This window comes from Streptomyces sp. NPDC037290, from assembly GCF_055603245.1.
Genome location: NZ_JBVJVZ010000019.1, coordinates 75,189 through 99,512, shown reverse-complemented (window position 1 = coordinate 99,512; position 24,324 = coordinate 75,189). Strand labels below are relative to the sequence as shown.

General features: G+C 64.6%; 22 protein-coding genes and 1 pseudogene. 14 read left to right on the top strand and 9 right to left on the bottom strand.

Annotated elements, in window-relative coordinates:
• Positions 1-116 precede the first annotated feature (116 nt).
• Both ACZ7HQ_RS37550 and ACZ7HQ_RS37545 read right to left on the bottom strand, forming a co-directional pair.
• Positions 117-1,415, bottom strand: a complete 1,299-nt coding sequence (locus tag ACZ7HQ_RS37550) for a DUF11 domain-containing protein (RefSeq protein ID WP_470999789.1) — start codon at positions 1,413-1,415, stop codon at positions 117-119.
• 197 nt (positions 1,416-1,612) lie between these two features.
• Positions 1,613-2,092 carry an ATP-binding protein gene (locus tag ACZ7HQ_RS37545; RefSeq protein WP_470999787.1) on the bottom strand — a complete coding sequence of 160 codons (480 nt, stop codon included), beginning with the start codon at positions 2,090-2,092 and terminating at the stop codon, positions 1,613-1,615.
• Positions 2,093-4,291: 2,199 nt separating this feature from the next.
• On the opposite strand from ACZ7HQ_RS37545, the gene ACZ7HQ_RS37540 reads away from it, so the two are divergent.
• The 3 genes from ACZ7HQ_RS37540 to ACZ7HQ_RS37530 are packed head-to-tail and all read left to right on the top strand — an operon-like array spanning position 4,292 to position 7,238.
• Entirely contained in the window at positions 4,292-5,326 is a 1,035-nt protein-coding gene (locus tag ACZ7HQ_RS37540; protein WP_470999806.1) for a bifunctional DNA primase/polymerase, read from the top strand.
• Complete coding sequence (locus tag ACZ7HQ_RS37535) at positions 5,323-6,840, top strand: DNA primase family protein (RefSeq protein WP_470999785.1); 1,518 nt, start codon at positions 5,323-5,325, stop codon at positions 6,838-6,840. The genes ACZ7HQ_RS37540 and ACZ7HQ_RS37535 overlap by 4 nt, the downstream gene beginning before the upstream one ends.
• The gene (locus tag ACZ7HQ_RS37530) at positions 6,837-7,238 is read left to right on the top strand and encodes a DUF6009 family protein (RefSeq protein WP_470999783.1); all 402 of its coding nucleotides are present in this window, start codon (positions 6,837-6,839) and stop codon (positions 7,236-7,238) included. The genes ACZ7HQ_RS37535 and ACZ7HQ_RS37530 overlap by 4 nt, the downstream gene beginning before the upstream one ends.
• Before the next feature lie 147 nt (positions 7,239-7,385).
• Here the strand turns inward: ACZ7HQ_RS37530 and ACZ7HQ_RS37525 are convergent, their stop codons facing one another.
• Together ACZ7HQ_RS37525 and ACZ7HQ_RS37520 are read right to left on the bottom strand one after the other, a co-directional pair.
• On the bottom strand, positions 7,386-7,757 hold the full coding sequence (locus ACZ7HQ_RS37525) for a deaminase (RefSeq protein ID WP_470999780.1): 372 nt from the start codon (positions 7,755-7,757) through the stop codon (positions 7,386-7,388).
• A gap of 57 nt (positions 7,758-7,814) precedes the next feature.
• On the bottom strand, positions 7,815-8,606 hold the full coding sequence (locus ACZ7HQ_RS37520) for an RNA polymerase sigma factor (protein ID WP_470999777.1): 792 nt from the start codon (positions 8,604-8,606) through the stop codon (positions 7,815-7,817).
• A 647-nt stretch (positions 8,607-9,253) separates the two neighbouring features.
• Here ACZ7HQ_RS37520 and ACZ7HQ_RS37515 point away from each other — a divergent pair.
• From ACZ7HQ_RS37515 to ACZ7HQ_RS37505, 3 genes and pseudogenes are all read left to right on the top strand, one after another.
• Positions 9,254-9,769, top strand: a complete 516-nt coding sequence (locus ACZ7HQ_RS37515; protein WP_470999804.1) for a phosphatase PAP2 family protein — start codon at positions 9,254-9,256, stop codon at positions 9,767-9,769.
• Entirely contained in the window at positions 9,762-10,706 is a 945-nt protein-coding gene (locus ACZ7HQ_RS37510; protein WP_470999775.1) for a decaprenyl-phosphate phosphoribosyltransferase, read from the top strand. Before ACZ7HQ_RS37515 ends, ACZ7HQ_RS37510 begins: the two co-directional genes overlap by 8 nt.
• A 696-nt stretch (positions 10,707-11,402) precedes the next feature.
• Positions 11,403-11,828 (top strand): annotated as a pseudogene (locus ACZ7HQ_RS37505) (transposase); the annotation flags it as partial.
• 65 nt (positions 11,829-11,893) lie between these two features.
• On the opposite strand, the gene ACZ7HQ_RS37500 reads toward ACZ7HQ_RS37505, so the two are convergent.
• From ACZ7HQ_RS37500 to ACZ7HQ_RS37480, 5 genes are all read right to left on the bottom strand, one after another.
• Positions 11,894-12,400, bottom strand: a complete 507-nt coding sequence (locus tag ACZ7HQ_RS37500; protein ID WP_470999773.1) for an SsgA family sporulation/cell division regulator — start codon at positions 12,398-12,400, stop codon at positions 11,894-11,896.
• A 254-nt stretch (positions 12,401-12,654) separates the two neighbouring features.
• Positions 12,655-13,392: a DUF2637 domain-containing protein gene (locus ACZ7HQ_RS37495; RefSeq protein ID WP_470999770.1), complete on the bottom strand. Its 738-nt coding sequence runs from the start codon at positions 13,390-13,392 to the stop codon at positions 12,655-12,657.
• 1,014 nt (positions 13,393-14,406) lie between these two features.
• Positions 14,407-15,363: a DUF6286 domain-containing protein gene (locus tag ACZ7HQ_RS37490; RefSeq protein WP_470999768.1), complete on the bottom strand. Its 957-nt coding sequence runs from the start codon at positions 15,361-15,363 to the stop codon at positions 14,407-14,409.
• A gap of 26 nt (positions 15,364-15,389) precedes the next feature.
• Entirely contained in the window at positions 15,390-15,611 is a 222-nt protein-coding gene (locus ACZ7HQ_RS37485; protein WP_470999766.1) for a hypothetical protein, read from the bottom strand.
• 93 nt (positions 15,612-15,704) lie between these two features.
• Positions 15,705-16,199: an Asp23/Gls24 family envelope stress response protein gene (locus ACZ7HQ_RS37480; RefSeq protein ID WP_470999764.1), complete on the bottom strand. Its 495-nt coding sequence runs from the start codon at positions 16,197-16,199 to the stop codon at positions 15,705-15,707.
• A 226-nt stretch (positions 16,200-16,425) separates the two neighbouring features.
• On the opposite strand from ACZ7HQ_RS37480, the gene ACZ7HQ_RS37475 reads away from it, so the two are divergent.
• The 8 genes from ACZ7HQ_RS37475 (at position 16,426) to ACZ7HQ_RS37440 (ending at position 24,288) form a co-directional block, all read left to right on the top strand.
• On the top strand, positions 16,426-17,010 hold the full coding sequence (locus ACZ7HQ_RS37475; protein ID WP_470999762.1) for an RNA polymerase sigma factor: 585 nt from the start codon (positions 16,426-16,428) through the stop codon (positions 17,008-17,010).
• Positions 17,001-17,642: an Asp23/Gls24 family envelope stress response protein gene (locus ACZ7HQ_RS37470; RefSeq protein ID WP_470999760.1), complete on the top strand. Its 642-nt coding sequence runs from the start codon at positions 17,001-17,003 to the stop codon at positions 17,640-17,642. Before ACZ7HQ_RS37475 ends, ACZ7HQ_RS37470 begins: the two co-directional genes overlap by 10 nt.
• Positions 17,639-18,007 (top strand): Asp23/Gls24 family envelope stress response protein, encoded by a 369-nt coding sequence (locus tag ACZ7HQ_RS37465; protein ID WP_470999758.1) that lies wholly within the window; start codon positions 17,639-17,641, stop codon positions 18,005-18,007. Before ACZ7HQ_RS37470 ends, ACZ7HQ_RS37465 begins: the two co-directional genes overlap by 4 nt.
• A gap of 301 nt (positions 18,008-18,308) precedes the next feature.
• Positions 18,309-19,100, top strand: coding sequence for an SGNH hydrolase domain-containing protein (locus ACZ7HQ_RS37460; RefSeq protein ID WP_470999756.1), 792 nt, complete (start codon positions 18,309-18,311; stop codon positions 19,098-19,100).
• Positions 19,101-19,150: 50 nt separating this feature from the next.
• Positions 19,151-19,456 carry a hypothetical protein gene (locus ACZ7HQ_RS37455; RefSeq protein ID WP_470999754.1) on the top strand — a complete coding sequence of 102 codons (306 nt, stop codon included), beginning with the start codon at positions 19,151-19,153 and terminating at the stop codon, positions 19,454-19,456.
• The gene (locus ACZ7HQ_RS37450) at positions 19,456-20,283 is read left to right on the top strand and encodes a DUF459 domain-containing protein (protein ID WP_470999752.1); all 828 of its coding nucleotides are present in this window, start codon (positions 19,456-19,458) and stop codon (positions 20,281-20,283) included. The genes ACZ7HQ_RS37455 and ACZ7HQ_RS37450 overlap by 1 nt, the downstream gene beginning before the upstream one ends.
• A 22-nt stretch (positions 20,284-20,305) precedes the next feature.
• Positions 20,306-21,568 (top strand): acyltransferase family protein, encoded by a 1,263-nt coding sequence (locus ACZ7HQ_RS37445; protein WP_470999750.1) that lies wholly within the window; start codon positions 20,306-20,308, stop codon positions 21,566-21,568.
• A gap of 1,547 nt (positions 21,569-23,115) precedes the next feature.
• On the top strand, positions 23,116-24,288 hold the full coding sequence (locus ACZ7HQ_RS37440; RefSeq protein WP_470999748.1) for a hypothetical protein: 1,173 nt from the start codon (positions 23,116-23,118) through the stop codon (positions 24,286-24,288).
• Positions 24,289-24,324: the final 36 nt, after the last annotated feature.

Here is a 24,324-nt window from a genome sequence, read left to right as displayed (position 1 = left end):
GAAATCCCCGCAACTACCTGGCCTTTCTCGGTCTCGCCGCCGCCATCTGCTGCTACAAGCGACTCGTCCGCCTCACCACGTAGGACACGGTGTTAAGGAACCTACGGACGCGCGAGTCATCTGACATTCTTGCCTCCGCGCCGGAGGCGGCGCGCGATGCTCATGCAGATCGCGCTCACCGCGGCGGTGGTGGCCGCGCCGACGGACGGGTCGATCAGTGGTACAGCGATCACTCTGGTGGCGGCGGCCGTGGTGTCGTTCTCGGGCCTCGGGTCGAAGTCGTTGCCCCAGACAGAGGCGATGCCGTCCAGTCTGACGCCTCCCGCGCCTCCAGCGCGGGACCGGGGGGCAATACCCGTCACGGTGATGACGGCATCGTCGCCGACCGCCAGCTTCCCCCCCGTGCAGGAGAGTTGCCGATTGACGATCTTGCAACCCGGGTCGGCGACGGCAGGGTTGCGCAGTCCCTTGGGCAGGGTGCCCTGGACGGTCCAACCCGACGACGGGGCCGGGCCGTTGTTCAGCACTCTGATGCCATAGCTCACCGTGCCGTGGGCGTTGACCTCAGCTGGATTCCGCTTCGACACTCCCAGGTCCGCAGAAGCAGCGAAACACGCTGCGGCGTCAACTGCGTGGGGTGTGGTCACCCTTTGTGAGGACAGAAGCGTGAGGGTGGGGGCGGCACTGCCCGGGTTCTTCACGGCGATGCGATACAGAGTGTGCCCATGGTCAAAGAACCCCAGATCGTTGTTTCCATAGGTGAAGGCGCCGCCCTGACCTGTACTCGCCGACGACGACACCGGGCTGGAGAGGGTCGAAACCCTTCCGGTGGAAGGATTGATACGTTGAACCTTGCCGTGCGCCGTCGCGGCCCAGAAGTACCCGGCGGAATACGTGATGTCGCCGATCCCGGGACCCAAACGTGAGCTCAAGCGGGCCTTGGAAACAACTCTCCGCTTTCCTACGTCGATCTTGTACAAGGGAGTTTTGTCCCCGGCTACGTAGAAGTTCCCCTGTGAGTCGAAACCGCCACTGTGGTAGTTCGGCTTGTCGGGCAGGCCGGCGATCGGACCGAGATCGGTGAGTGAACCGGCTTTGTTGATCCGTAACAGGTGATCACTGTTTTGGCTCATGGCGAAGATGTACCGGGTCTTGGGATCTACGCCGCCCGCGTTGTAGGCGGGGCCGGTCGGCCCGAGCTTCGAGAAGGCGATGAAGCCTGGTCTTTCTGTGCCTTGGTAGAGACTGACCGCAGTGGTGGACCCGGCCAGCTGGAAGATCTGCCCGTTACACGTGAAGCCATCCGGAGCCGCCACCATGGCCTGCGGGGCGCCCACCAGGGCGTCTTCCACCACGCCCCCGACCGCGAGTGTGAGCACAACCATCAGTAGTCGTTTGGTGAGTTTCCTGTTCATCTGTCTTGCTCACCTATCCGTCCTGAAGGGGTATATGCATCAATGAGCATGCTGTCCCTTTAGCGTGACGAACGGGTGATCTGAACAGGTGACATCCCGTGCAGGTTGCACCGCGACAACCCTGCCGGGGACATGCAAGCGGTCAATGAAGGCAAAAGGAATGTTCTGACGGGCCGTCAGTAGTTGCTGGGTCTCCCTCAGTTCAGCGTGGGATTGGTCATGATGCTGCACCAGACCCATCCGGCATCGTTGACGCCCCAGGCGTCCGCGATGCTGTCTACGAGCAACAAGCCACGGCCGTGCTCGTCGAGAGAGTCGGGTGCGCGGGCCGTCAGCGCGGTGACGGGCCCACCCCAGGCCTGGATCCTCACCTCACCGGCGCAGCAGGAAAGACGCACACCAATGGTGTGCCCGCACCCATGCTGGATCGCGTTGGTGACCAGTTCACTCAGAAGCAACAGAGCGGGGTCGATGTAGCGCTGGAGCCCCCAACCCCGCAGCTTTGCGCCGCAGATCCGCCGGACCTCGCCGACTTGAATGAGGTCCATGGCCGCAGGTGTCGCACCAGGCTCCACCGGCGTACGTGGAAAGCTGAAAGTGATTCGGGTGGGCAACGTCTCGTCGCTCAGGAGAATGGCTGCCTGCTCCGTCTCTCCGCGTGGAGGGAAAGGCGTCATCTGTCTCCTCCTCTCCGGGTATCCGGCGTTAAACCTGACCCGCGGTTCGGCACACCGGCCGCATGGCGGTACGAGCTCTTTCGCAAGGAAGCAGAAGTCCGGGAGCCTGCGGGGGCATCCGTCGGACTCGGCACGACTGGTACCTCATGGCCTTGCGCTGCGCCGGCACGCGCATGCGTCAAACACAGCTCAGCGCACCACGATTGTGGGTGGATGCCGAACATAGAAGCTCCCACAAGCAGGAGGAAAGGTATTGCCCAACATACGCGGCTTCTATAGAAGAAACGTGGACAATTCTGTCAACGACCTCGTCGTGTCAGGTGTCACCCTTTGGGCTTCCCGAACTCATGTTCCTCGTGGGGGAACGTTGAATGAAAGGGAACCGGGTGGCTTCCCGCAAGGATTGGGATGTTGGCCCGAAAAAACCTGTGCTGGGCAAGGGACAGGAAACGGGGCATAACCTGGTCGACGATTTGGCGAGCGAGGGCCGGAGACCTCAGCCGCAGAGAGCATTGGCGCCGCCTGGCACAGGACGACCGGCATCCGCCAGTACCCCTTCCGGCACGCCGTTTCGCAGCCACTGCAATGCCGTAGCGGTGAGCATCCCATCTCCGTGCAGCAAAGGCACGTTCTGCTGCACCGCAAGCGTCACCATGGCCTCGGCTCTCAGCGGGAGACCGAGGTAGGCGTATGCCTCCCGGAGGCACGTCACCTCCTGCGCGAGACCGTCGGAGGTTGCGCTCCAGGAGCGGATCACTGGACGCCTGGCGCCCCAGGCCCACCCCTCGACATAGAGCAGTCCCGGGGCGGAGGCCCCGGTCGCTGGTGCATTCCTGGGGGCGCCCCCGACACGGGAACCTCGCGGAGCTTGCCCCGCCGAGGCAGGAGTGAAGAACCGTCCGCAGTCCAGAAACAATTCGGCCGTACATGAATACCGAGAATCTGATAAGCGGGGGAGTTGGGTGTATGCCTGCGACTCACGGCGGAGGAATTCAACGAGCCATTGCTCTGGCTCGCTCAGCTCCACGAAAGTCACGCAACCATCTCCTCTTGTACAGGACTCGACTACTTGGGGCTCGGAACGCAGTGAACGCGTTGGACCAGCTCGGGGCGTCCGGACGGGGCGGGAACGGGAACGGGAACGGTCCCTGATCCACCTGCTGATCTTTACCCAGTGTCGCACCGCCTTCATGTGGGGCGAAGGGCAATTCATGTGGCCAGCGAGCGCGCGGTCGCAGCACATCGTGGTGATTGGCCGGCCGAGCGAGTGGCTTCCGGCCACGGCTGCCTGCGCAGCGGGCTCTGGGGCGGAACGGGGCTAGCCAGCTGACCCACCCGGCGACGCGTGTCGCCAGCCCGGTCGGTGCAAACGACCGGCGCCAGGCCGACGTTGAAAGGCGGCGGCAAGCCCTGGCTCTTCCGCAGAGACCGTTCGGGGGTCGATCCTTGCCCCGGCTGAGGATCGTTGAGATCGTGTCAGAAGCCCTGACCAGTGGACCAGTGTCCTGAGCAGAGGCGTCAGTCAGCCGTCCAGCAGAGTGCCCCGGCGCTCGTCCCGCGCTGCAGGAAAAGCAGATGCCATGCGCCAATGCTGGTACAAACGCTCGACCTTGACCCTATGGGGTGGTCTTCGTCATCCATGCGGTTACGTAATACCAGGGGCCGACAGGCTTCAGTCGCTGTCAGCGCGTGGCACGGACATCCGGCAGCGACCGAAGGCCGACGGCCGGGCGGATCGCCCGGTCGCTGGTCCTGCGAGAAGGAAACCGCAGGTCACAAGGGAGGTGGGTCTTCTGGCAGCGACTGAAGCGACCGGATCTTTCTGTATATGAAGAGGTTGCTTGTGTGTGTACGCGTTCATATATAGAGAGCTTCAGTCGCTTCGGTCGCTGTTGCCCCAGGGCACAGGCCCTGACCTGGGACGTTTTACCTGGCTGCGGAGGTGATTACCGAACGCTCTCGGTCACTGTCGCCGATCTCAGTAGCTGAATAGTCGGCCTGTCGATCACATTATCGGTGTGGCTGCACGATCGTATCCGACCCGAGCCGCTTCACCCCGATTTCGCTAATCTGCGTCCGTCGTTGAGTCGCTTCGGTCGCTGATAGAGGGATTACATGCCTGCTGAGCTGCCTTTTCCCCAGAGCGACTCAAGGCAGGAGTCCGCGCGGTCCTCAGTCGTCGCTCGACATCCGTTGACGATCGCCAGATGGTGCGCCCACCAAGGCTGGCCCGTCCATCCACTCGCCTCCGGACGCAAGACGCCGGCTGCCAACTGCGCCGCCTGCCGCCCCCCGGGACACACAGTGGCACGCTGTGCCTGCCTGACTGCAGGCCTTTGGTGCCACGGCTTCCACGCCGCCACCCTGGATCTCCGGCGCATCGACAACTGGTGGGGCACCTATCCCGAACTCGGTGTCGGAGTGGCCTGTGGCCCCGCCCGCCTGGTGGTCATCGACGTAGACGCCCACCCTGCGCAGCCCCCGGCCCGGGACAGGCTGCTACCCGGTATCCAGATCGGCGACCGGGTCAATCTCACCGGCTTGCGAAACGGCTTCCACACGCTCGCTGTCCTGGCGGCCCTGCGCAACCAACCGACTCCGGCCGACGACGTGGGCACCCTTCGCGTGCGTACGCCTTCCGGGGGTCTCCACATCTGGTACCGAATCGCCGACACCCGTCGCTGGCTGTGCTCCGTCGGCTCCAGCGGAGGGCGCGCCCTGGCCTGGCAAGTCGACATCCGCGCCCACGGGGGCTACATCGTTGCACCTGGTACCAGCACCCGCGCGGGCGTCTACACTCCGCTTGACGGCGCCCGCGATCCTGCCCCCCTCCCTGCCTGGCTCGCCCAGGAACTGGAGCGCACCGGCCATGTGGGCACTCCTCGATCGATCACCGTGCCGCGCTCCGCGCCTCCCCGTGCCCAACAGGCCGTCATGGCCGCCGGCGGAGGGCGCTCCAGTCTGCGGGGGCTACTCAGATCGGTGCTGGACGACGTAGCCGCGTGTGGCAGGGTCAGTGAAGGCGCCGGTTTCTCGAACGCGCTCAACCGCGCCGCCTACACGATCGGCGGACTGGTGGCCGGGGGGAACCTGTCCTGGAGCGAGGCCGAGCAGGCACTGCGCGACGTGGCAGCTGCCGTGCGGCCAGGTCAGGAGCGCCGCGCGGAAGGGATCATTCGCATCGGTCTGTCCGCCGGAGCTCAGCGTCCTCTCTACCTGGGGAGGCGCTCGTGACGGTCCCCGGCAACGGAGACGCCCTGTTCGGCTTCGATCCCCAGGCAGTCGCCGCCCAGATCCTCGCCCAGAAACCGACTTCCCTGGCCACCTTGTCGGCGGTCGACCACAAGCCCATCGCCGACCAGGCGACCGCGAGCGGTCTGCTGCCGGACACACTCACCGATCGAGGAATGGCCAAGCTCTTCGTCAAGCTCTATGCCGGTGATTATCAGCACGTACCTGGTCTGGGCTGGTATCGGTGGGACGGAACCCGTTGGCAGACCGACGAGGACGACACCGTCCTGTGGGCTGCGGGCGACCTCGCCGAGAACATCGCGGTCACCGATCCCCGAGGTCTCCACACCACTCAAGCGCTCCAACAGCACCGCCGCCGGGCTCTGTCCACCTCCGGCATCAACGCCATGCTCACCCAGGCCAAATCCGCTCCTGGCATGGTGTTGAACGCCGCGCTTCTGGACGCCGACCCCTACGCCTTGTGCACGCCCGTTGGCATCGTCGATCTGCGCACCGGCGCCATGAAGCGACCTGATCCGAACAAGGACTTCCACTCCCGTTCCACGACGGTAGGCCCCCAGCAGGTACCAACCCCTCGCTGGCAACGGTTCCTGGCCGACACCTTCGGTGATGACGACGAGGGCCAGGAGATGGTTCGCTTCCTTCAGCTGCTGCTGGGCTATTCCGTCACTGGTGACGTCGGTGGTCAGGTCATGCCCTTCTTGTTCGGGGCGGGCAAAAACGGTAAGTCCGTCTTGCTCGATGTGCTCATGAAGCTGCTCGGCGACTACGCCGACGCGGCCCCGCCCGGATTTCTCATGGCACGCCCCTACGAAGGCCATCCCACGGATCTCGCCGAGTTGCACGGCAGGCGGGTCATCGTCTGCTCCGAGGTGAAGCCGGGCGACAGGTTCGACGAGGCCCGCGTCAAACTCCTGACCGGCGGCGACCGGATCAAGGCACGCCGCATGCGGCAGGACTTCTTCAGCTTCGAACCCACACACAAACTCTGGCTTTTGGGTAATCACCGGCCTGAAGTCGGCACGGGCGGCTTTGCGTTCTGGCGCCGTATGCGGCTGATCCCCTTCGAGCGTGTGGTCGCCGACGACCGGAAAATCGATAATTTGGCCGACATCCTGGTCACTGAGGAAGGTCCCGGCATCCTGGGCTGGCTCATCGACGGTGCTCGCCGCTACCTTGGTGGTGACAGAGACCTGACCGGTCCTGAACGAGTCCGCATCGCGACCACGGCATACGCCGAGACTGAAGACCACGCAGGGAGGTTCTTCGACGAGTGCTGCGTCATCGGGCCCGATCACCGGGTCGAACAAGCCAGTTTGTACGCGGCCTACAGAACTTGGTGCGAGCATGAAGGAGCGACGGCCATCTCGTCCCGGGCCTTCGCTCAACGGGCGCGTGAACTGGCTGGACTTGCCTCACCCAAGGAGATGATCCTGTCCAACTCGCGCAAATACTACCCGGGCATCGGATTGCTCGCCGATGAGGTGAAGGCATGAGTTCACTGATCGACGACGACGAGATCAGCCACGAGACAGAGCTCGTCTGGCTCGAGGACGTCACCGGCCTCGATTACGTCCGGCAAAGCCTCGACAGACTCCCCAGCCGTCGGGGGCGGCCCGCCTACTACCGCGACGGCCGCATGGTCGGATATGCCCAGCTCGGTCCCAAAGCGAGACCTTCACGCTCGTCGGGGACCTTCCGACGCCGTGTCTTCTGGCTGCTGCCCCATGACCGGGACAGCGTCCCCGATGGTCTCTATGCCAGCAGCGCTCCGGCGGAAGCCATCGATCCGCGCACTCTCGCGCCTGGAGACAAGGGCCGAAAGACGGAGCGCTCCGAAGGCGGCCCCCCCTCGCCGGCCATGCAGGAACTCGGCATAGAGCTGTCGTGGTGATTCTCCGCGGTTGGTTGCGGGGCTTGCTTTCGGGCACGTGCGAGTATCGGGCCGACATCGACTGTCCTGCCTGCCACATGAGTTGGCGAAGGATGTGTCGAGGTGCTGCCCTTCGGCGCCCTGGGTGCCCGTTGAGGTGACGTCAGTTCAGCCGATCAGGTGGTATCTCGGTCGGATCTCCAACACCCCGATTCCGGTGGGACCGGCGGTGTAGTAGGCCCTCATGACTCCGGCCTGAGCGAGTTTGACGACGCAGCGCGGGCACGGTCGCGCAAGCATGGGCACGTACGCCGCGTTGACGCGCGCCACGAACACCATACTCACCGGAGCCCCCCGGGCGCGGCGGAGTGCGGCGTCCTCCGCATGGAACGTGCTGTTGCGGTGATCGATGAGTGGCGAGTTCCGGTATTTATTGGGACTCGCGGCGACGACGCGGCTACCTGCTGCCAGTACGGCTCCCACTTTATGGCGACATTCCGACTTGATGGCTTGCCGGATCGCCAGGTGGATCAAGTTCATACCTTTTCTTGCGGCCCGGTGTACAAACAGGACACACGTCTTTGACGATAGCTGGACTCAGGCGGGGAGGAGCTGGTTCAGTTCGTCAATCTCCTGATAAAGGGCGGAACAGATGTCGCATTCCTTGAGGTGTAGTGTCATCTCTTCTGATCCGTATTTACCGAGCCGCCCGCGGGAGTATGCGGCGAGGCGGCCGACGTAATATGAGCAGTGGACGGAATAGCTCTTCTGATTCAGGTGTACGGCGAGAAAGGCCTGTCGCAATCCTTCTTTGGCTCTGTAGGACAAGGCTGCGACACTGTTCGGACTGATCCCCATCTGGTTGGCGATGGCCGCCGGTTGCTGGGAATGCACGATCGTGCACCACAAGATGGTGCGCCAACGCTCCGACAGTGACGAAAGTGCCTCCCACGCCAATCTATGATTATAGTTTTTGAGCGCTTCGTTCCCTGCCGGAGCCGCGTACTCAGTTTCGTAAACGCTCACATCCGGCACGGAGACTTGACGCCCTGTGCTCCTTGCCGATTCCGTCACCAGATTACGCAAGACCCTCAGTAGATAGCTCCGAAAGGAGGCGGAGGGCCCACCCCCGGATTTGAGCGCCTGCAGGACGCGGACGAAAGCTTCGGCAACAAAATCCTGGGCGGTATACGCGTCGTTCGCATGCATGGAGGCCAATCGAATGGCGGCGCCGCGATGACGATTGAAGAGTTCGGCGAAAGCTTCGGTGTCACCGTTTCTTACTAATTGAGTCAACTCCTGATCGCTGACCTGCGCCGTCGCAGGGCCGGCATCGTGCCGATCCGGCTGGGCGGCGGGTGTTGTGTCAAGTCTGGTCGATGAAGACAAGACGGCTCCTGGATGAGAGTCAATGCGTGTGCTTCAGGCGCTCGGCATATTCAGGAAACGGCAGGAATGGCGTGGGCCCGGGCATGCCTAGAGCCCAGGGGCAGACCTGTACAGCTGACTGCGCTTCATAAGCTTTCAACACATGATTGAGGTAGGGAGCGGCCCGAGCAGACGTAACTGCTCTGCTTCTCGGAAGGGTCCTGCGCGGAAGTGGGCAAGGAGCTGGGCTGACACGTCGTACCAGGGCATCACCGTAGGGCTCCAATGAGGGCGTGATGGGCTGCAACCCCCTTTATAAAGCCTGTGGCTCTTCGTAGCGTTAATCCACACCACGCATTCGGTGGAAGGTTGATCTATTCGAGGTGGTGAAATATCGCATGATCATATGAGGCTCATCGAGCAAGGCGTGATCGGCGGGAACCCGTCGAGAACCATCAGCAGGTTCGTCAGCCGGTGTGGGCAGACGCCCGGCAGCGGTGCGGCGGGCGATGATGCAAGCAATATTTTTAGTCACTAAAACATGTTTCTATGCGCAGAATGGGTGATTAACGCGATTTCGCTGAGTATTACCAGAGTTCTGCCGATGTTGACGTGAACAGTGAGTTCACATGGACCACTTAGAACTCAACTCCAACCACCCCCGTGAGATGGGTGGCGGAAGCGCATGGGGCGTCGACCGCCGCTTGCTCCATGCCGTCTACGCGTGCGGAGACGACCCGCGTGTGGCCGGTGTGGCCCGCGTGCTGTCACGGACCGGTGAGCACGGCGCACTGTGGCTGATGGTGGGCCTTGCCGGGGCCGCCGTAGACGGCGCACGGCGAGGCCCATGGCTACGTGGCACAGCGCTCACCGCCGGCGCGCACCTGGTCAGCAGCTCCGTGAAAAAGGTCGTGCGACGTCCGCGTCCGGGACACATCACACCCCGCGTGCGCACGGCCGGTCGGCACTCCCTGCCGAGCTCCCATGCGACCTCTGCTGCCGCGGCCGCAGTCCTCTACGGCGCGCTGGGGGCCTACGCGGTCCCGCCGCTCGCTGCAGCGATGTGTCTCTCGCGCCTGGTCGTAGGGGTGCACTACCCCTCCGACGTGGCTGCGGGAGCGGCCCTTGGGGTGCTCACGGCGTGTGCCGGCGCCCGCTGGATGAGGGGAGCCGTCAGTGACTGACACGCTCGAGCTCAAGGAGGCCACGTACACTCCGCGAGCTGCACCCGCGCGTAGAGGCGGTCTATTGGGCGGCCTCATCCGCGCCGCGCGCCCCAAGCAATGGGTCAAAAACGCCCTGGTCGTCGCCGCACCCGCCGCCGCAGGCCGACTGCTGTCGGTGCACGCGGTCACCCACCTCGCCCTGGTCTTCGTCCTCTTCACCGTCTGCGCCGCCGCCGTATACCTGATCAACGATGCCCGTGACGCCGAGGCGGACCGAGCGCACCCCACCAAGTGCCACCGCCCGATTGCGGCGGGAGAAGTCCCCGTGGCTGTCGCGTACGCTGTCGGTGCCGGCCTCGCCGTGCTGGCGCCCGTCGTCGCAGCGGTCCTGGCTCCGCCTCTTGTCGCTGCTGAACTGGCCGTGTATCTCGCCATGCAACTGGCCTACTGCCTCAGCCTCAAGAACGTACTGGTCGTCGACCTCGTCGTCGTCACGACCGGCTTCCTGATGCGGGCGATGATCGGTGGGTTCGCCCTCGGTATTCCCTTATCGCGCTGGTTCTTGATCACGACGGGGTTCGGAGCGCTATTCATGGTGTCGGCCAAGCGCTACTCGGAAGCCGTACAGATGGCCGAAAAAGCAGGCGCCACGCGCGCGTTGCTGACCGAATACACCGTCGGCTACCTGCGCTTCGTGTGGCAGATGGCTGCCGGGGTCGCTGTCCTTGCCTATTGCCTGTGGACTGTCGAAAACACCGGCGTTGCGCATACCGGTGCCCTTCCCTGGCGACAGTTGTCCATGGTCGCGTTCATCCTCGCGATCTTGCGCTATGCCGTCTTCGCCGACCGCGGTACAGCCGGCGAACCCGAAGAGGTCGTGCTGCATGACCGCGTCCTCGCTGCCATCGGTCTGCTGTGGCTGATGATGTACGGGCTGGCAGTAGCCAATCAGTGAGCGCGCCCATGCCGCAAGAGATGCTCTTGCGACTCAGGGGATATCCATTGAAAGTGAATACCTGAGGATATTACAGGATGGCAAGACCTCGCCGACGGTGAATCTGCTTGACGTTGGTGGTTTCGAGTCGGCTTCTGGGATACGATTGCACACGGACGCATCAATGCGCGGATTCTTTATGCACGGTAAGGGGAAGTCGAGCGCGGATTATAAATTTCCTGGCCCGGCGTTTGGGAAGGGGCCGTGTCAGGGGAGTGGAGCGGTTGCCCTGATTCCTCGGCACGGGCTTCGCTCCAAGAAGCGGTAGCCCGAAGACTTTTATGTCTTCGGGCTACCGGACTGTGCAGACTGCTGTGACTATCGCTCGACTGCGTGCCGGATCCTCCTGTCGGTGGGAAGTGCCTCAATCAATCAAGGGGAACAGCGGAACAACGGGAACACCCGAGCTCAGGCGACGAGGGAGGGCTGCCCTCGGCTTCTCCCGCCGCGAGGGGCGGGAACGGAAGAATTTCAGGGTCCGTCAGACCGCGTTTGAGGTCTTCCGTGTCCTGGATCTGAGGGATCGTTGGGCCTGATGTGACTGGCGGGGGCTATCCGTCAGATCTGACGGACGATCAGTGGGCTTTGGTCGATCCGTTGCTGCCCGCTGCGCGTCGGGCCAAAGGGCGGCCGGCGGGAAAAGCATCCGCGGCGGCGGATCGCGGTCTCCTGCTGGCCGTGCTGGTCACTGCGGCGAGCGTGCAGGACTCCGTCGCCGGCACCCGGCTCCTGGACCTGGTCGCCGCCGAACACCCCGGCATCCGCAAGGTGTGGGTCGACGGCGGCTACCGCCAGCACCTCGTCGAGCACGCGGCCACCCTCGGCATCGACATGGAAATCACCGCCCGCACCCCGGGGACCAGGGGCTTCACCCCCATCCCGAAGCGCTGGGCGGTCGAGCGGACCTACGGCTGGCTGATGCTCCACCGACGTCTCGCCCGCGACTACGAGACCCTGTCCACCCGCTCCGAAGCCATGATTCACCTTGCCATGACCGACCTCATGGCCCGCCGTCTCACCGGCGAGAACACCATCTCCTGGCGCGATCCGACACCACAGACCAAGCACCAGATTCCGGGATAAAACACCGGGATAAAAACCCCTCAGTGAGCCCGTGGCGCAGTCGAGGCGTTGGCGACCATGATGTCTTAGACCCCGTCCAGCAGAGCAGCCAATCCTTCTTCGATGGCTTGGCCCATATCCTCTCTGCCGCGCTCGACCAGAGCGTACGAGCGCAAGAGGAAACGAATCAGAGCGGGCGTGTCGAACTTGGATACGGCTCTGCCCTCAGAGCTACGGAATTCCATGATCGTACAGGTCCGGCCGAAGGGCCGGATACGTACGTCCCCCAGGCCGGAGCGGCGGCACAGGCCATTCGCCAGCAACTCGCGGTCGAAAGTCCAGGTCATGTCCTGGCCGTCACTGGAAACAAGGGCGGGGAAATCGACGTGAACGGCCAGCGGGTCGGCAGAGCTGTAACGCAGGGTAACTGGAACCGAGATCTGCTCGTTGAGTGCCGCGGTCAGCCGCGCACGGGTGGCCTGACTGATCGTGTCGCTCGTACTCGAGCGCTGCCCCTCCGGCCCTGGACCAGAGTATTGACGTTTCCTTCTTGCGGCTCGGCGGAGCCTTACGATGTGCAAAAACTTGAACATATAGGAATCTGTGCCGCTTCATACTGTGCGTGTCCACCGCCTGTGGAGTGGCCGTCGTGGCCGCTGGACAGCTGCCGGCAATCACTGTCTTGAGGATCGTGAGTCGCTCGGTCGGGTGTCGTTCCCCTTCGGTGTCACGCATGAGTGGGTGGGGCGGTCTGGACCCACGGGGGTCTGACCTGGGGAGTTCCCGTTGTTCCGCTGTTCCCCTTGGCTTGAGGGAGGGACTGCTCCGCAGTGCGTCGGCGCCCTGTCTACGCCTGTTTGGATCGCTTTGTGGTGTGCATGGCGTGCTGAGGGCGGTAGCGATATGAGAACTGCGTGACGAGCTCCTGGAAACAGGCTAGAGCAGTGATGGGCGGAATTCCGGAGACAGCCATCATCAGGAGAGATTTGGAAGAATTTCCGATGCACAGGGCGACCGCCCCCACGGAAGCGGTCACGAGGATGGTCCAGGACCATCGAGCGGTCCGCTGCTGCAGGGAGGCGCGCATAATCGACAGGCCGGCGGAGAGCCATGGCCCGTACAGCATCCACGGCCACCATCGTGCCAGCCTGTCCGGCATGAACAACGAAGCGACGGCGCGAAGCTGATCGTACGAATAAGAAATTGACCACCCAAGCATGGAAGCAGTGCATGCGATGATGACCACGATCAAAATGGCGGTCGGCTTGACTCTTCGTTTGCCCGCATGGCTGCGGTATCGGGGGAGGGGCTGCCGGAGGTCGACTGGAGGGCTGGGCATACCCTGTCCGTGTCCGATGTTTGCGGAATAGGTGGAATTCATGCCGGGGTTCATGTTCAGCATCTGAGCCAATTCCACATCCGGATCCCATCCACCTCCTGTCATCGTGGTGTCCAGGCCGTGCCAGCAATGATGCCTCTGATGCGCGCTGCATTCACCGCAATGATAGGCCCGCGGCGCGTCGTATTGCACACCGTGGCTAAACTGCGAGGCATATGGATCGTATCTGTTCTGAAACTCATCCATGCCCGGCTCCTCCCATTTTGTCACGGAACAGATCCTTCGTGCGAGTGTGCTCGGCCTCCGCTTGGCGGAGTTCGTGGAGGACGTCTTCGAGTAGATCTGCGCAATGCTGGATACGTGCTCGCTCACTGGCGAGGCTGAACCAGGCTTCCGCATTCCCAGGAAAGTTCGGCGCGACTGACGCGAGCGGCCGCGGTTCCTGAGCAGTAGATTCTGTCCCGCTTGAGGCGAACGCTTGTTTCCCGGTCGGAGCCGTTTCATTCCAAGCCACGGTCACCTAACGAGCCTCACGCACAGTAAGACATCCAGCTTTCGGGGGATCGCGCCGGTGCTATTACCTGTCGAACGATCGCTGTGGTGCGCTATTGGTGGATGCGCCCATCGGGGGCGCCGCATCCTGCGGACTCAGCCGACGTCGATGCCCTGTTGGAGGCATTCGTCAGTGGACGCGGCGGATCCGATGTCGGCGTGTTCGCAGGCGCACCTCCGCGTCAACACGACGTCTGGCCGCCTCGCGCGCCTCGGGTAGAGTACGTGCGCCGAAGTGTGACACCACGGCCGAGGGTGAGGCCTCTGGGGCCAGGACGACATGTACCCGCAGGCGAAGCCGGTCCGGGCGCCCGAGCAGGCGCACGCGTGCCTGCACCACGCCAGGCAGGTCGCGTGTCCTTCGTTCCACGGCGTCGGAGAGGGCGAAGCCCGAGAGAGTGACGTGGTCGAGGCCGAGCGGCAGAATGCGTAACCGGCCCCCGCGAACCTGGAGTGCGCACCAGCCCAGACAGAGCAGCAGGACAGTGGCGAGCGCTGTCACCACCACCGGTGTCCACCACTCGTGGTCGCGCCAGAGAGCCAGCCTTCCCCGATCCAGCCAGACCGAGCCGGGGGCGCACGCAGGCCACCAGGAGGGTAATCGGTCGCAGCCTGCGACGCCGGCGGCCCCGAGCACGACGCCCGTCGCCGTCAGAGGGATGCCGACACAAGCCAGAGCAACTCTGTTGACGCCGCCGCGTAAACGGTTCATGGTAATTCTCCTCCGGATGTGAGGTCCTGCGGCGGGCCACCTTGGCGCTCGACGGGCTGCCATCCCGTCGCGGTCCGCAACCGGACCCGCAGGTGTGGCGTGTGCCTCAACCCGCAGTCGGCCAGGGCCTCCTGTGCCGCCATCGTCACCGCTTCGTGCGCTGCATCACGGTCGCCGAACTCCACAACGCTGCGAACCATTGCCCGACGGCCTCTGACCCTCACCCGCGTGCGGGAGATCCCGGACACGTCCGAAACCGCGTCACGCACCAGCGACTCGGCCGCCCCCCGGTTGAGCGCCGCGCGCATGTGCCGGTCGGGTGTCCTCATCCCGAGTGAGCCGCGCCGGCCGGGCGTGACCGCGAGCAGAATCAGTTCAAGCCCGAGCAGCAGCGTGGCCGCGCCCAGCGCCAGAGTGGAGTCGCCGGGGCCGTGAGTGGACAGCCACGACAGCAATCGGGACCACAAGGAGACGGGCGCGTACCTCGTGACATGCACGGACACGACCTCGTACAGCGCTGCCGCGCACACCAGGGTGCCCAGCACCGCTGCCAGCGTTGCGGGCAGACGGCGCTCAGACCACATCCGCCCCGCCCACTGCCCGGTCGTGTCCTGAGCGCCCGAGGACACGACCGGCATGGTCGCCCTCGAGCCGGGCTCGGCGCGCAGCGTCAGGCCATGTACCCGGATACGCGTGGGGGAGACCTTGAGCCCGGTGAGTCTCGCCGTACGCTCGGCCACATAGTCGTGCACCTGGTCGCCGGCTTCACCCAGCGCGGGCCGGTAGGGCAGCGTGAGATCGACCGCCAGCACTGCCCGTCCGCCGCTCGTCGCCACCTTCGCCCTGATGGCGCCGACGTCCCCCACGGCCAGAGCCTCCGCTGCGGCCCGCTCGGCGATGCGGCGCACCACCCGGTCGGCGACGACGGTCCGGCCCCGCTCGGCGGGCGCCACCGTACCTGCTCCGGCCGTGGCCGTGCTCACGGCAGCCGCCCGGTACCGGGGGCGTCGCGGGACTCGTCACGCCCACTGTCCCGGGGCCCGAAGTACTCCAACGGACTGGTTCCGCTGTCCACCAGGCGACCCACGATCCAGCCGACCGTCCCCAACGCGGCCACCAGCAGGAATGCCGTGAAGCCGCCGAACCAGCCCGCATAACCCAGGGACATGCCCGCCAACAGACCTGTTTCGGCTCTGCTCACCGGTCTCCTCACTTCTTCTCGTCTATCTCCGGCAGACCGGCCGTGCCCCACGTGAAAAGCCGGCCGCATTCTGTGTCGCGACGGCGTTACGGCCTACTCCACACGTGAGTCTGCCGCAGCGCCCATCTCGTCCTCCGGGAGGCGTACGTCGTCGACGTTCACGTTCACCTCGACGACCTCGAGGCCGGTGATCCGCTCCACGGCGGAGATCACGTTCTCCCGTACGGCACGGGCGATATCGGGAATCGGCACCCCGTACTCGACCACCAGATCGAGATCGACCGCGGCTTGTCGCTCGCCGACCTCGACCTTCACTCCGCGCCCCACATTCGGTCGCCCGCCCGGCACTCGCTCGCGAACCGCCCCGATCGTGCGGGACAGGCCGCCGCCCATGTCGTACACACCCGGGATCTCCCGGGCCGCCATTCCCGCGATCTTCACGACGACCACGTCGGCGATGGTGGTCCTGCCCTGCGCGTCTGCGCTCTCGGAGGCATCGCGGGTGTTGACGGGCATGGCCGTGACATCAGGGGCCGGCGCCCGGCCGCCGCCGGTCGCCGGTGCCGGATCCGGGTCCGGTGTCTTCATCGGTGTGCCTCCTGGATAAATGGCTTTCTGCGCGATCACCTAACTCGACACGTTCAGAGCTGTTTCATTACGCGATGCTCGGGTTTTTCCCACTTCGTGGATAGCGTGCCGCTGCCGCTGCCGCTGCCGCTGCCGCTGCCGCTGCCGCTGCCGCTGCACGCACGTCCGTCCGCAGGGTCGGACGCAAGGTCGGCGGAAGGGGCCCGAGGGAGAGAGGAGATCATTAGTGCCAGGGCAGTGGGACAGACCGCCCGACGCCGTGGAGGGCGAAGGGCGCGAGGACACCCTGCTGGCTGTGCGGGCGGGAGAGGGTGACGAGGAGGCTTTCGAAGCGTTGGTGCGCCACCACGGACCCATGCTGTTGCAGATGGCCACACGATTGCTCGGGGACAGGACCGAGGCGGAGGACGCCGTACAGGAGGCCTTCGTCAGCGCATGGCGGAAATTACCGGAGTTTCGCGGGGAGTCCGCATTCGGCACGTGGATGTATCGGATCGTGACCAACAAGTGCCTGAACACATTGCGTGCGCGGCGGCCGGTTGCCGCCCTCGAAGCCGTGCCCGAGCCCGTCGCTCCCGAACACCAGGTCTCCCCGGCGCGCGCGGTGGAGGGCCAGGCCGCTGTGGAAGCCCTGACGCAGGCCATGGAAGTTCTCTCGCCCGAACAGAAAGTGTGCTGGGTGCTCAGGGAGTTGAACGGGTTGTCGTACGAGGCGGTGGCGGACATCGTTGGAATCAGTCAGGAGGCGGTCCGTGGACGCGTCTTCCGCGCGCGACGCCAGCTGACGGAGGCGATGGTCGCATGGCGATGAACGAACCGGACTCCGGCTCGGCCGATGGGATGGCGGGCGAGGAACTCTCCGACGACGAGCGGTTGGCCTGCGGTCGGGAACTGGCCGACGTGTGGCGCCAGCGGGAGGAAGGCCTGGACGATCCGCACACCCGAACATGCCCGTACTGCTCCGGCGCGCTGCGTGAACTTGACCAGCTCAAGAACGTCGTGGACGAGGCGCGGATGGAGGATCCTCCCGAGGCCGACGCCAGCGCGCTCGTGGACCGGGTGATGGACGTCGTACGACTTGAACTGCGCCCTGGCAGGACACTGCCCTTGGGCGCCCCCGCGGAGGACAACTGGATCGTAGAGGCGGCGGCCGCCAAGGTCTTCCGCGCGGCGGTGGACTCCTTGCCGGATGTCCGTGCGGGCAGCTGCCGCGTCGCACCGCCCGGCTCGGGCGCCGCGACTTCCCAGCGCACACGGGGTCCGGTGGCGGTGAGCATCGAAGTCGTGGTCGCCGTGACCGCTGACCTCCAGCGGGTCGCGGAGCAGGTGCGGGAGAGGGTGCTGGCCGTGGCGGAACGTGCCTTGGGCATGGAGGTCGGCTCGGTGGACGTGGCCGTTGCCGATGTGTACGACGAGGTCCCGCAGTACGGAGGACCGAGGTGACGGCGGCTGGGAATTCCGCGGAGCTGACGGAGCGGATCGCGCAGGCCGTCGTCGACGTACCCGGGGTCGCGTTCCTGCGCCCGGGACTCGCCGGGCTCCTGCGTGCCTCGGTCGTGGGCCGCGTGACGGATCAGGCGAAGGCCGACGGAAAGTTCGACAGGGAAGCCGCGAGGTCCGCCGTACGCGTGCGCCGCGAGGGCGTTGCCGGGACCTTGACGGTCGACGTCAGCGTCGTCCTGCGGCGCGGTCGGCGAGCTCTCGACGTGACCCGAGCCGTACGTGCCGCAGTGGAGAGGGCAGTGCGCACCTCGCCCGGAATCGGGGGGCGTACTCGCGTCACGGTCACCGTCACCGGCCTGATCTGACACTCGATCGGACGACGGCGCCCCTTGGAGCCTGCGATTCGTGAAATCACAGCTGGGGGAAAGCTTTACTGCTTCGGCCGTTAGAGGGACCGATGACCGTAACCCGTGGTGTGTCTGGCCCGGCGGCCGCCAGACGCCTCGATAGCGTGGGTTTTCGCGTGGCCCGAATCGCGCGGACCAGCTTCCGATGGGCGGCGCGACGCTCCGTTGCGGTCACCGGATGGCTCTGAGCGAGCAATCCTGTTTCGGCTGACTATGTATACGAGAAAGAATTCGGCGCTGACGATCCGGGGATGATGGCATGAAGCTGAACAAGTTCAAACTGGGGATCACGCTGGCTACTTCAGGCCTGGCCCTGTGGCCGGCCTTTGCGTCCATCGCTTCGGCCACGCCTACAGGAGAGCACCTGCCGGGTGCGAGCTCGGCGCGGGTCGGGATCCGCGCCGAGCCGCCCTTGGGTACGGCACATGTGACACCTTTTGCCGCCGGGAAGAGGGTGCTCTCGGTCGGGGATTCCTGGTCGGTTCACATGGAGGCCGGCATGCGTGCCGCCTCGCCCGGTACGACCGTCTACGGCAAGGGCCGCGGGGGATGCGGGATCCGGTTCACGGCGGACAATGAGGGTTCCGCCTGCAACCAATGGCCCACCCTGTGGCCGCAGCTGATGGACACATACCGCCCTGATGCGGTGTTCCTCATGGTCGCCCAGTGGGACTCACAGCCCCGGAAGGTCACTTGGGACGCTCCACCTCGCGACTTGACGGACCCCGATCAGCGGGCCCGCTTTGCGGAGAATCTCAACCGTGCTGTCGATATTCTCTCCGTGCGCAACACTCCCGTCTATGTCATGAACGCCCCACGCCTCGACGCCTCGGCGCGGGTGGTGGACGATCTGATCGACAACGTGGCCCGTACTCATGCGAATGTGCATGTGCTGAACCTTCGTGATCAATTGTGCAATGACAACGCCTGCCCGTCCCCCATTCATGGCATCCCGGTGTACGACCAGACCTGGCACACCACCCACGGAGCGGAGATGCGACTCGGCGCTTGGATTCTCAACCAGATGTTCCAGCCTGACTACCAGGGTTGAGAAACCACCTCTCCTGCCTCGCAGAAACCCCTTGTCGAAAGGCACCCGATATGAAGCTCAAGGTTTTTGCCGCTGTAACCGCGATGGGCGTAACCGCCCTGCTGCCGACCACTGCCATGGCTACTACCGGAGGCCTCTACTGGAGCCCCGACGGCAGTGGCGTTCAGTCCTCCTCATTAGCGAATCCGCAGTCCGGCCACTGCTACACGCTGCGAGGAAACCAACCTCCGTTCTACGCCATCAATGTCACCAACAACACCATGCACTACTACCACTCGGCTCGATGTGCCGGTGAGATCGGGACGCTGAGCCCGAACATGTCCGGCAACATCACCCCGTATGTGAAGTTCGACTGATGAGCCGCACCCTCTACCGCCCCGGCCGCGTGCTCGCCGCGATTCTCTGCCTGGCGGGTCTCGCGGCCGCGGGCTGCTCGAGCCAGCAACCCGGCCAGCAGGAGTCCATGGCCCGAGCCGAAAAGCGGGCTCCCGATCCCCAAGCCGGCCGCGCCGAACCTCCGCTCGGCATCGCTCCTGCACACCTCAGCCGAGCGTCAAACGGCAGGACGATCATGGTCGTCGGGGATTCCTGGGCCGCGAACCTCGCCCTGGGAATGAGCGCCGTCGTCTCCGGCCACACCACCGTCGTCAACGCGGGCCTGGGCGGTTGCGGCATCAGGCTTCCCGCAGGCGACGACGTCCCCGCCCGATGCCGTGAGTGGCCGCAGAAGTGGCCGTCGTATCTGAAAACGTTCCGGCCCGACGCCACAGTGCTCATGGTCGGCTACTGGGACGTCGAGCCGCAGCGCCTGAAAGCGCAGGAGCAGCCCAAGGACCTGACCTCGGCGGCGGCTCGGGTGGCCTTCGAAGCGCACCTCAACCACGCGGTGGACCTGCTCACCGCGTCGCACAAGCCCGTTTACCTGATGACCTCGCCACTGGTCGCGGATTCTCCTTACCGGGCCTCCGCCCTGGTGATGAACCAGGTCTTGCGACGAGTCGACCAGCAACGCGCGGATGTCAGCCTTCTCGACGTCGCGGGACAGCTGTGCAGCGACTCCACATGTCCCAAGGTGATCGACGGCATCTCGGTGTACGACCCGACGCGGCACCTGGCACCCAAGGCCCGCGACCGGATCGCTACCTGGGCCCTGAACACCGTCTTCGTCGGAGCTGAAAGCTGAACCGGTGGTCATGAGGTTCGGCATGAGAAGGGCGACGGCACTGACCGATCGCCCACTGACGGAACTGGGCGTGGCCCCGGAGCGGCTCACCGGTGACGTGCACGCGGAGCCCCGGGGCACCTCCCGCATCCCGTCGATCGACGGCCTGCGAGCGCTGGCCGTTCTCGGCGTCCTCGCCTTTCACTACCAACTCGCCCTGTCAGGCGGGTTCTTGGGCGTCGACCTGTTCTTCGTGATCTCCGGGTTCGTGATCACCAGACTGTTGCTCGCCCAGCGGGAGCAGAATCCAGGCCCCGTACGGCTCGACTTCTGGTACCGCCGTGCCAAACGCCTCCTGCCGGCCGTGCTCCTCGTGGTGGCGGCGGTACAGGTGTGGATGCTGATCGAGGACCCTCCGGGCCTGCGCCCCACGGTCAACGGGCAGACTCTGGCGGCCCTCACCTACCTTTCCAACTGGTATGCGATCACCGCCCACGTGGGTTACTGGTCCGTCGGTCTGGATGCCGCTCCTCTCAACCACCTGTGGTCCCTTGCCGTCGAGGAGCAGTTCTACTTGCTGTGGCCGCTTGTCCTGGCCGCGGCACTCACCTTCCTGCCCGTGAGGATGCCGCGCCGTGTTCTGGCCGCCGTCGCGGTCGTCCTTGCCGGCATCAGTTACATCCTTGCCTTTCACTGGTACGTTCCAGGCGCCCCCGATCGCGCTTACCTCGGCACGGACGCCCGAGCCGGCGCACTGCTGCTCGGCGCCGCCGTGGCGCTCCGCCCGGTCCGCGTCCCCACCCTTGTGACCGCACTGCTCACCGCGATCTCCGTCGCGGTGCTGGCGGTTCAGTGGGCCACGGCCGACATCGACTCCGCGGACCTGTACATGTGGCAGCTTCCGATGGCCGGTCTCGCCGCGGCCGTGGTCATCAATGCCCTCGCGCACACGACTCCCGGTGCGCTCTCCCGCTTCCTGTGCTCAGCGCCCCTTCAATGGGTGGGCCTGCGCAGTTATGCCGTCTACCTGTGGCACTGGCCCGTCTGGATCTTCCTCGGCGTCGAATTCCCGGATCTTTCCCACGGTGCCCGCGCCGCAACGGGGTTCATCGCGGCCCTCGCCCTCGCCGCGCTGAGCTATGTCCTCGTCGAGCAGCCCATCAGAACCCGTAACCTGCGTCCGCTTGTGTTCTTGTCCGTCCTCGCCGTGAGTTCCGCACTCCTCGCGGGGGCCGCGCTCCTGCCCGTGGCAACTCCGCAGGATGCCGAGAACGGCCCGGTGGTGACCGGCCCCCGAGCTCCCTGATCACTGCCGCAGGACCGGAACGAGCACTTCTGAGGGACGCAACTGATGCCGTCTCCTGCGCAGTTGGCGGCGGGATCGGTGACGAGACGGTTCAACGGCTGACCGGATGTGTCCCAGGCCGCATCAGGCACCCGTATCACGGCCGGCTGCCGCAGACGTGTGACGAGGTGGCAGCCGCGCGATGGGGACGGCTGCCGCAGTCTGAACGGCGGCGGTCGGACACAGTGCTTCCTCGCGGCCGGTTGTGCGGCACGAACCGGTGCAGGGCGCCCCGCCTACGTCCGTGAACGCGCCGAGAACTCGCCTACTGCATGAGCGCCCCACACGTGTGTACGGGAGGTCGGCTCCCAGCAGCGGTTGAGTCGGGCCGCAAAGCACGCCGCCCCAGGCCTCACCAGCCGGCTGGCTCGAGTGCTAGCGGAGCCGCGGGTACGGGGATGCCCATGCGAAGGCCATGGCCGACCCGTTGCCACGGCACCGGTGAAAGGACACCTCGGCCCGGAAGCTGTACCAGGTGTTCGGCCGGGGTGTTGCTTCGGAAGGAGGGCAGGCCCCAGTGGTCATCCGGTCCTCGCTCGCCGGGCACCGTACGGAAGTTCGCTTGCCACTGAGCGTACAGGGCGTCGTAGATCGGAGTAGGAGCGTCAGGCAGGAGATGGCTCATGGCTGAGTCAACGGGAAAATGGGCACCCTGGATGTCTGCCGTACGGGTGGTTTCTGGGCCGACGCCCGCCGGCCCGCTGAGGCACACATGCTTTCGATCATGTGACCGTTGGCTTGTCCGGTCGTTGGTCAGATCGTGGGGAGGCGACGGTTCCGGCCGTGGATCGTCACCGGCGAACTGTGGTCGCTGGTCAAGCCGTTGCCGCCGGAGTCGGCACCCAAGCCGGTGGAGGGCTGTTCCGGCCTTGGGTGCCGAACCGACACATGTTGTCCGTGATTGTGCTGCGACGACATTGACAAGGCCTTTTCCCATCACGCCGGTTCCGCCGTGCGACCAGTAAGGGGGCAGGCCTGTCGCTCCGCCAACCGGATGAGCGGCGCGTCCAACCGGATGATCAGCACGTCAGCCCCGCATCGCGCGCACCCTCATCTATATGCCAGTTCAAGAGCTTGGCGAATGACTTTGGCCCACGCCCTCGTCGCTGTCTGGCGTAGCGGCGCTCTGCGCACGAGAGAGGAATCCCCTTGCAGCTTTCTCCGTATGCGCTGGTGCCCACATAAAGAAGTGACAGAATTTATTGCCGACCATGATGCGGGCATCGGGATTTCGAGCAGCAGAAGTATCAGTCGGCAGGTCAGAGGAATTCCGCGCAGTCAGGTGGATCTCCGTAACGTAGGGTCAATTTACGTCATCGATCGGACGGGTGCACCCGTGCGGATTGAATATTCATAGGAAGACAATCATGAAATCTTTGACTTGGTTGCGCGGCGGGACCTGCCTGGGTGCGGCACTGGCTCTCGCACTGCCATGCGTAGCGCCTCCCGCCTCGGCCCAGTCATCGGTATCCGTACCGGTACCCAATGGCGACTTTTCAACCCCACACGTGATCGGCACGAACTGGAATTTTGTTCCGCCGGCCCATTGGGGCGGGAATGGCACGACGATCTCTGTGGATGCGGCCAAGCACCCGAACCAGGTTCAGGCTGCGAACCTCAACTTCGGGGGCGGCCCCGCCAAGTTGTACATGAATCTGTGGGGCACTCATGCCGGTGACAAAGTCACTCTTACATTCGACGACAGTCCCAGCACATACACGGGTTGCACGCTCGGCCAGGTGCAGAACGGCCAGAAGTTCACCATCGACGATGGTCAGCACAGTCAGGTATTGACTACGAAAGGCACACCGACCGTTGGTACCCAGAACTGGGAATTGAACAGGACGTACACACTCACCGCGTCCAAGGACAACGTGCAGGTAACGTTCTCTTCGCAAATGCCACAAGGCAGCGGTTCTTGTGGCCCCATGCTTGCAAATGTGCGCGCGACACGAGTACCCGCTCCCCCGGACACCACGCTCCCCAAGGTAGCGCTGCCTGCTCCAGCGGCCTACAACGAGAATGACCCACTCTCCATCCAAGCGGCGGTGGACTATTGCAACGGCAGCGACACTCAGTGTGCTTTCACGATGGAGCCCGAATCTTCTTATCAGTATTACGACAAGGCTAGGGTGGTCGGGGAGGTTCACCTCAACTGCGGCAGGAACTCATTTAATGACGATCGAGACCTGAATTATACAGAGAAGCCTTTTGACAGTATCTCTCGGTACTACTCTCAGAATGATCTGGTGATGATTCCGCCGGATGACATCTCGGAAGCCAAGCCGAAGTTGGCGGGTCAGGTCGGGCGAGGGGTTGAGGAAGCCACAAATGCTTCGTGGACCTGGAAAAGGGATGTGAGGAGGTCGGTCGCTCCCACAATCCAACCCGGGGAAGCGAGCTGGATCGAACTCGAGCCTGCCCGGCAACGAGTCGTTGGCTATTTCACCAGCCCTCGTAATGGCTACAAGCTGTTCTCGACGTTCGATGTTCCGTCCGATACGCTCCCCGACCGCTGGTACCAGCGCACCGGCCCCATGACGGATGCCGAATTCAACATGTGTACTTCAGACCGGCCGACAGCCATTACGCCGCAAATCCGGAGCGCGATCCTCTCCGTGCCTCCGCAGTCAGACATGAAGGCGTCCAGAAGCTTCCTGCTGAAGCTGAAGGACCGCTAGCCGCCGGTGGCCGGGAGTTTCGAGCAAGGCGAATGG

Coding starts and splice junctions, on each gene's coding strand:
- ACZ7HQ_RS37550 (WP_470999789.1), bottom strand. CDS start 1,415: ATGAACAGGAAACTCACCAAACGACTACTGATGGTTGTGCTCACACTC.
- ACZ7HQ_RS37545 (WP_470999787.1), bottom strand. CDS start 2,092: ATGACGCCTTTCCCTCCACGCGGAGAGACGGAGCAGGCAGCCATTCTC.
- ACZ7HQ_RS37530 (WP_470999783.1), top strand. CDS start 6,837: ATGAGTTCACTGATCGACGACGACGAGATCAGCCACGAGACAGAGCTC.
- ACZ7HQ_RS37525 (WP_470999780.1), bottom strand. CDS start 7,757: ATGAACTTGATCCACCTGGCGATCCGGCAAGCCATCAAGTCGGAATGT.
- ACZ7HQ_RS37515 (WP_470999804.1), top strand. CDS start 9,254: ATGGGTGGCGGAAGCGCATGGGGCGTCGACCGCCGCTTGCTCCATGCC.
- ACZ7HQ_RS37500 (WP_470999773.1), bottom strand. CDS start 12,400: ATGTTCAAGTTTTTGCACATCGTAAGGCTCCGCCGAGCCGCAAGAAGG.
- ACZ7HQ_RS37495 (WP_470999770.1), bottom strand. CDS start 13,392: ATGGATGAGTTTCAGAACAGATACGATCCATATGCCTCGCAGTTTAGC.
- ACZ7HQ_RS37480 (WP_470999764.1), bottom strand. CDS start 16,199: ATGAAGACACCGGACCCGGATCCGGCACCGGCGACCGGCGGCGGCCGG.
- ACZ7HQ_RS37470 (WP_470999760.1), top strand. CDS start 17,001: ATGGCGATGAACGAACCGGACTCCGGCTCGGCCGATGGGATGGCGGGC.
- ACZ7HQ_RS37460 (WP_470999756.1), top strand. CDS start 18,309: ATGAAGCTGAACAAGTTCAAACTGGGGATCACGCTGGCTACTTCAGGC.
- ACZ7HQ_RS37455 (WP_470999754.1), top strand. CDS start 19,151: ATGAAGCTCAAGGTTTTTGCCGCTGTAACCGCGATGGGCGTAACCGCC.
- ACZ7HQ_RS37450 (WP_470999752.1), top strand. CDS start 19,456: ATGAGCCGCACCCTCTACCGCCCCGGCCGCGTGCTCGCCGCGATTCTC.
- ACZ7HQ_RS37445 (WP_470999750.1), top strand. CDS start 20,306: ATGAGAAGGGCGACGGCACTGACCGATCGCCCACTGACGGAACTGGGC.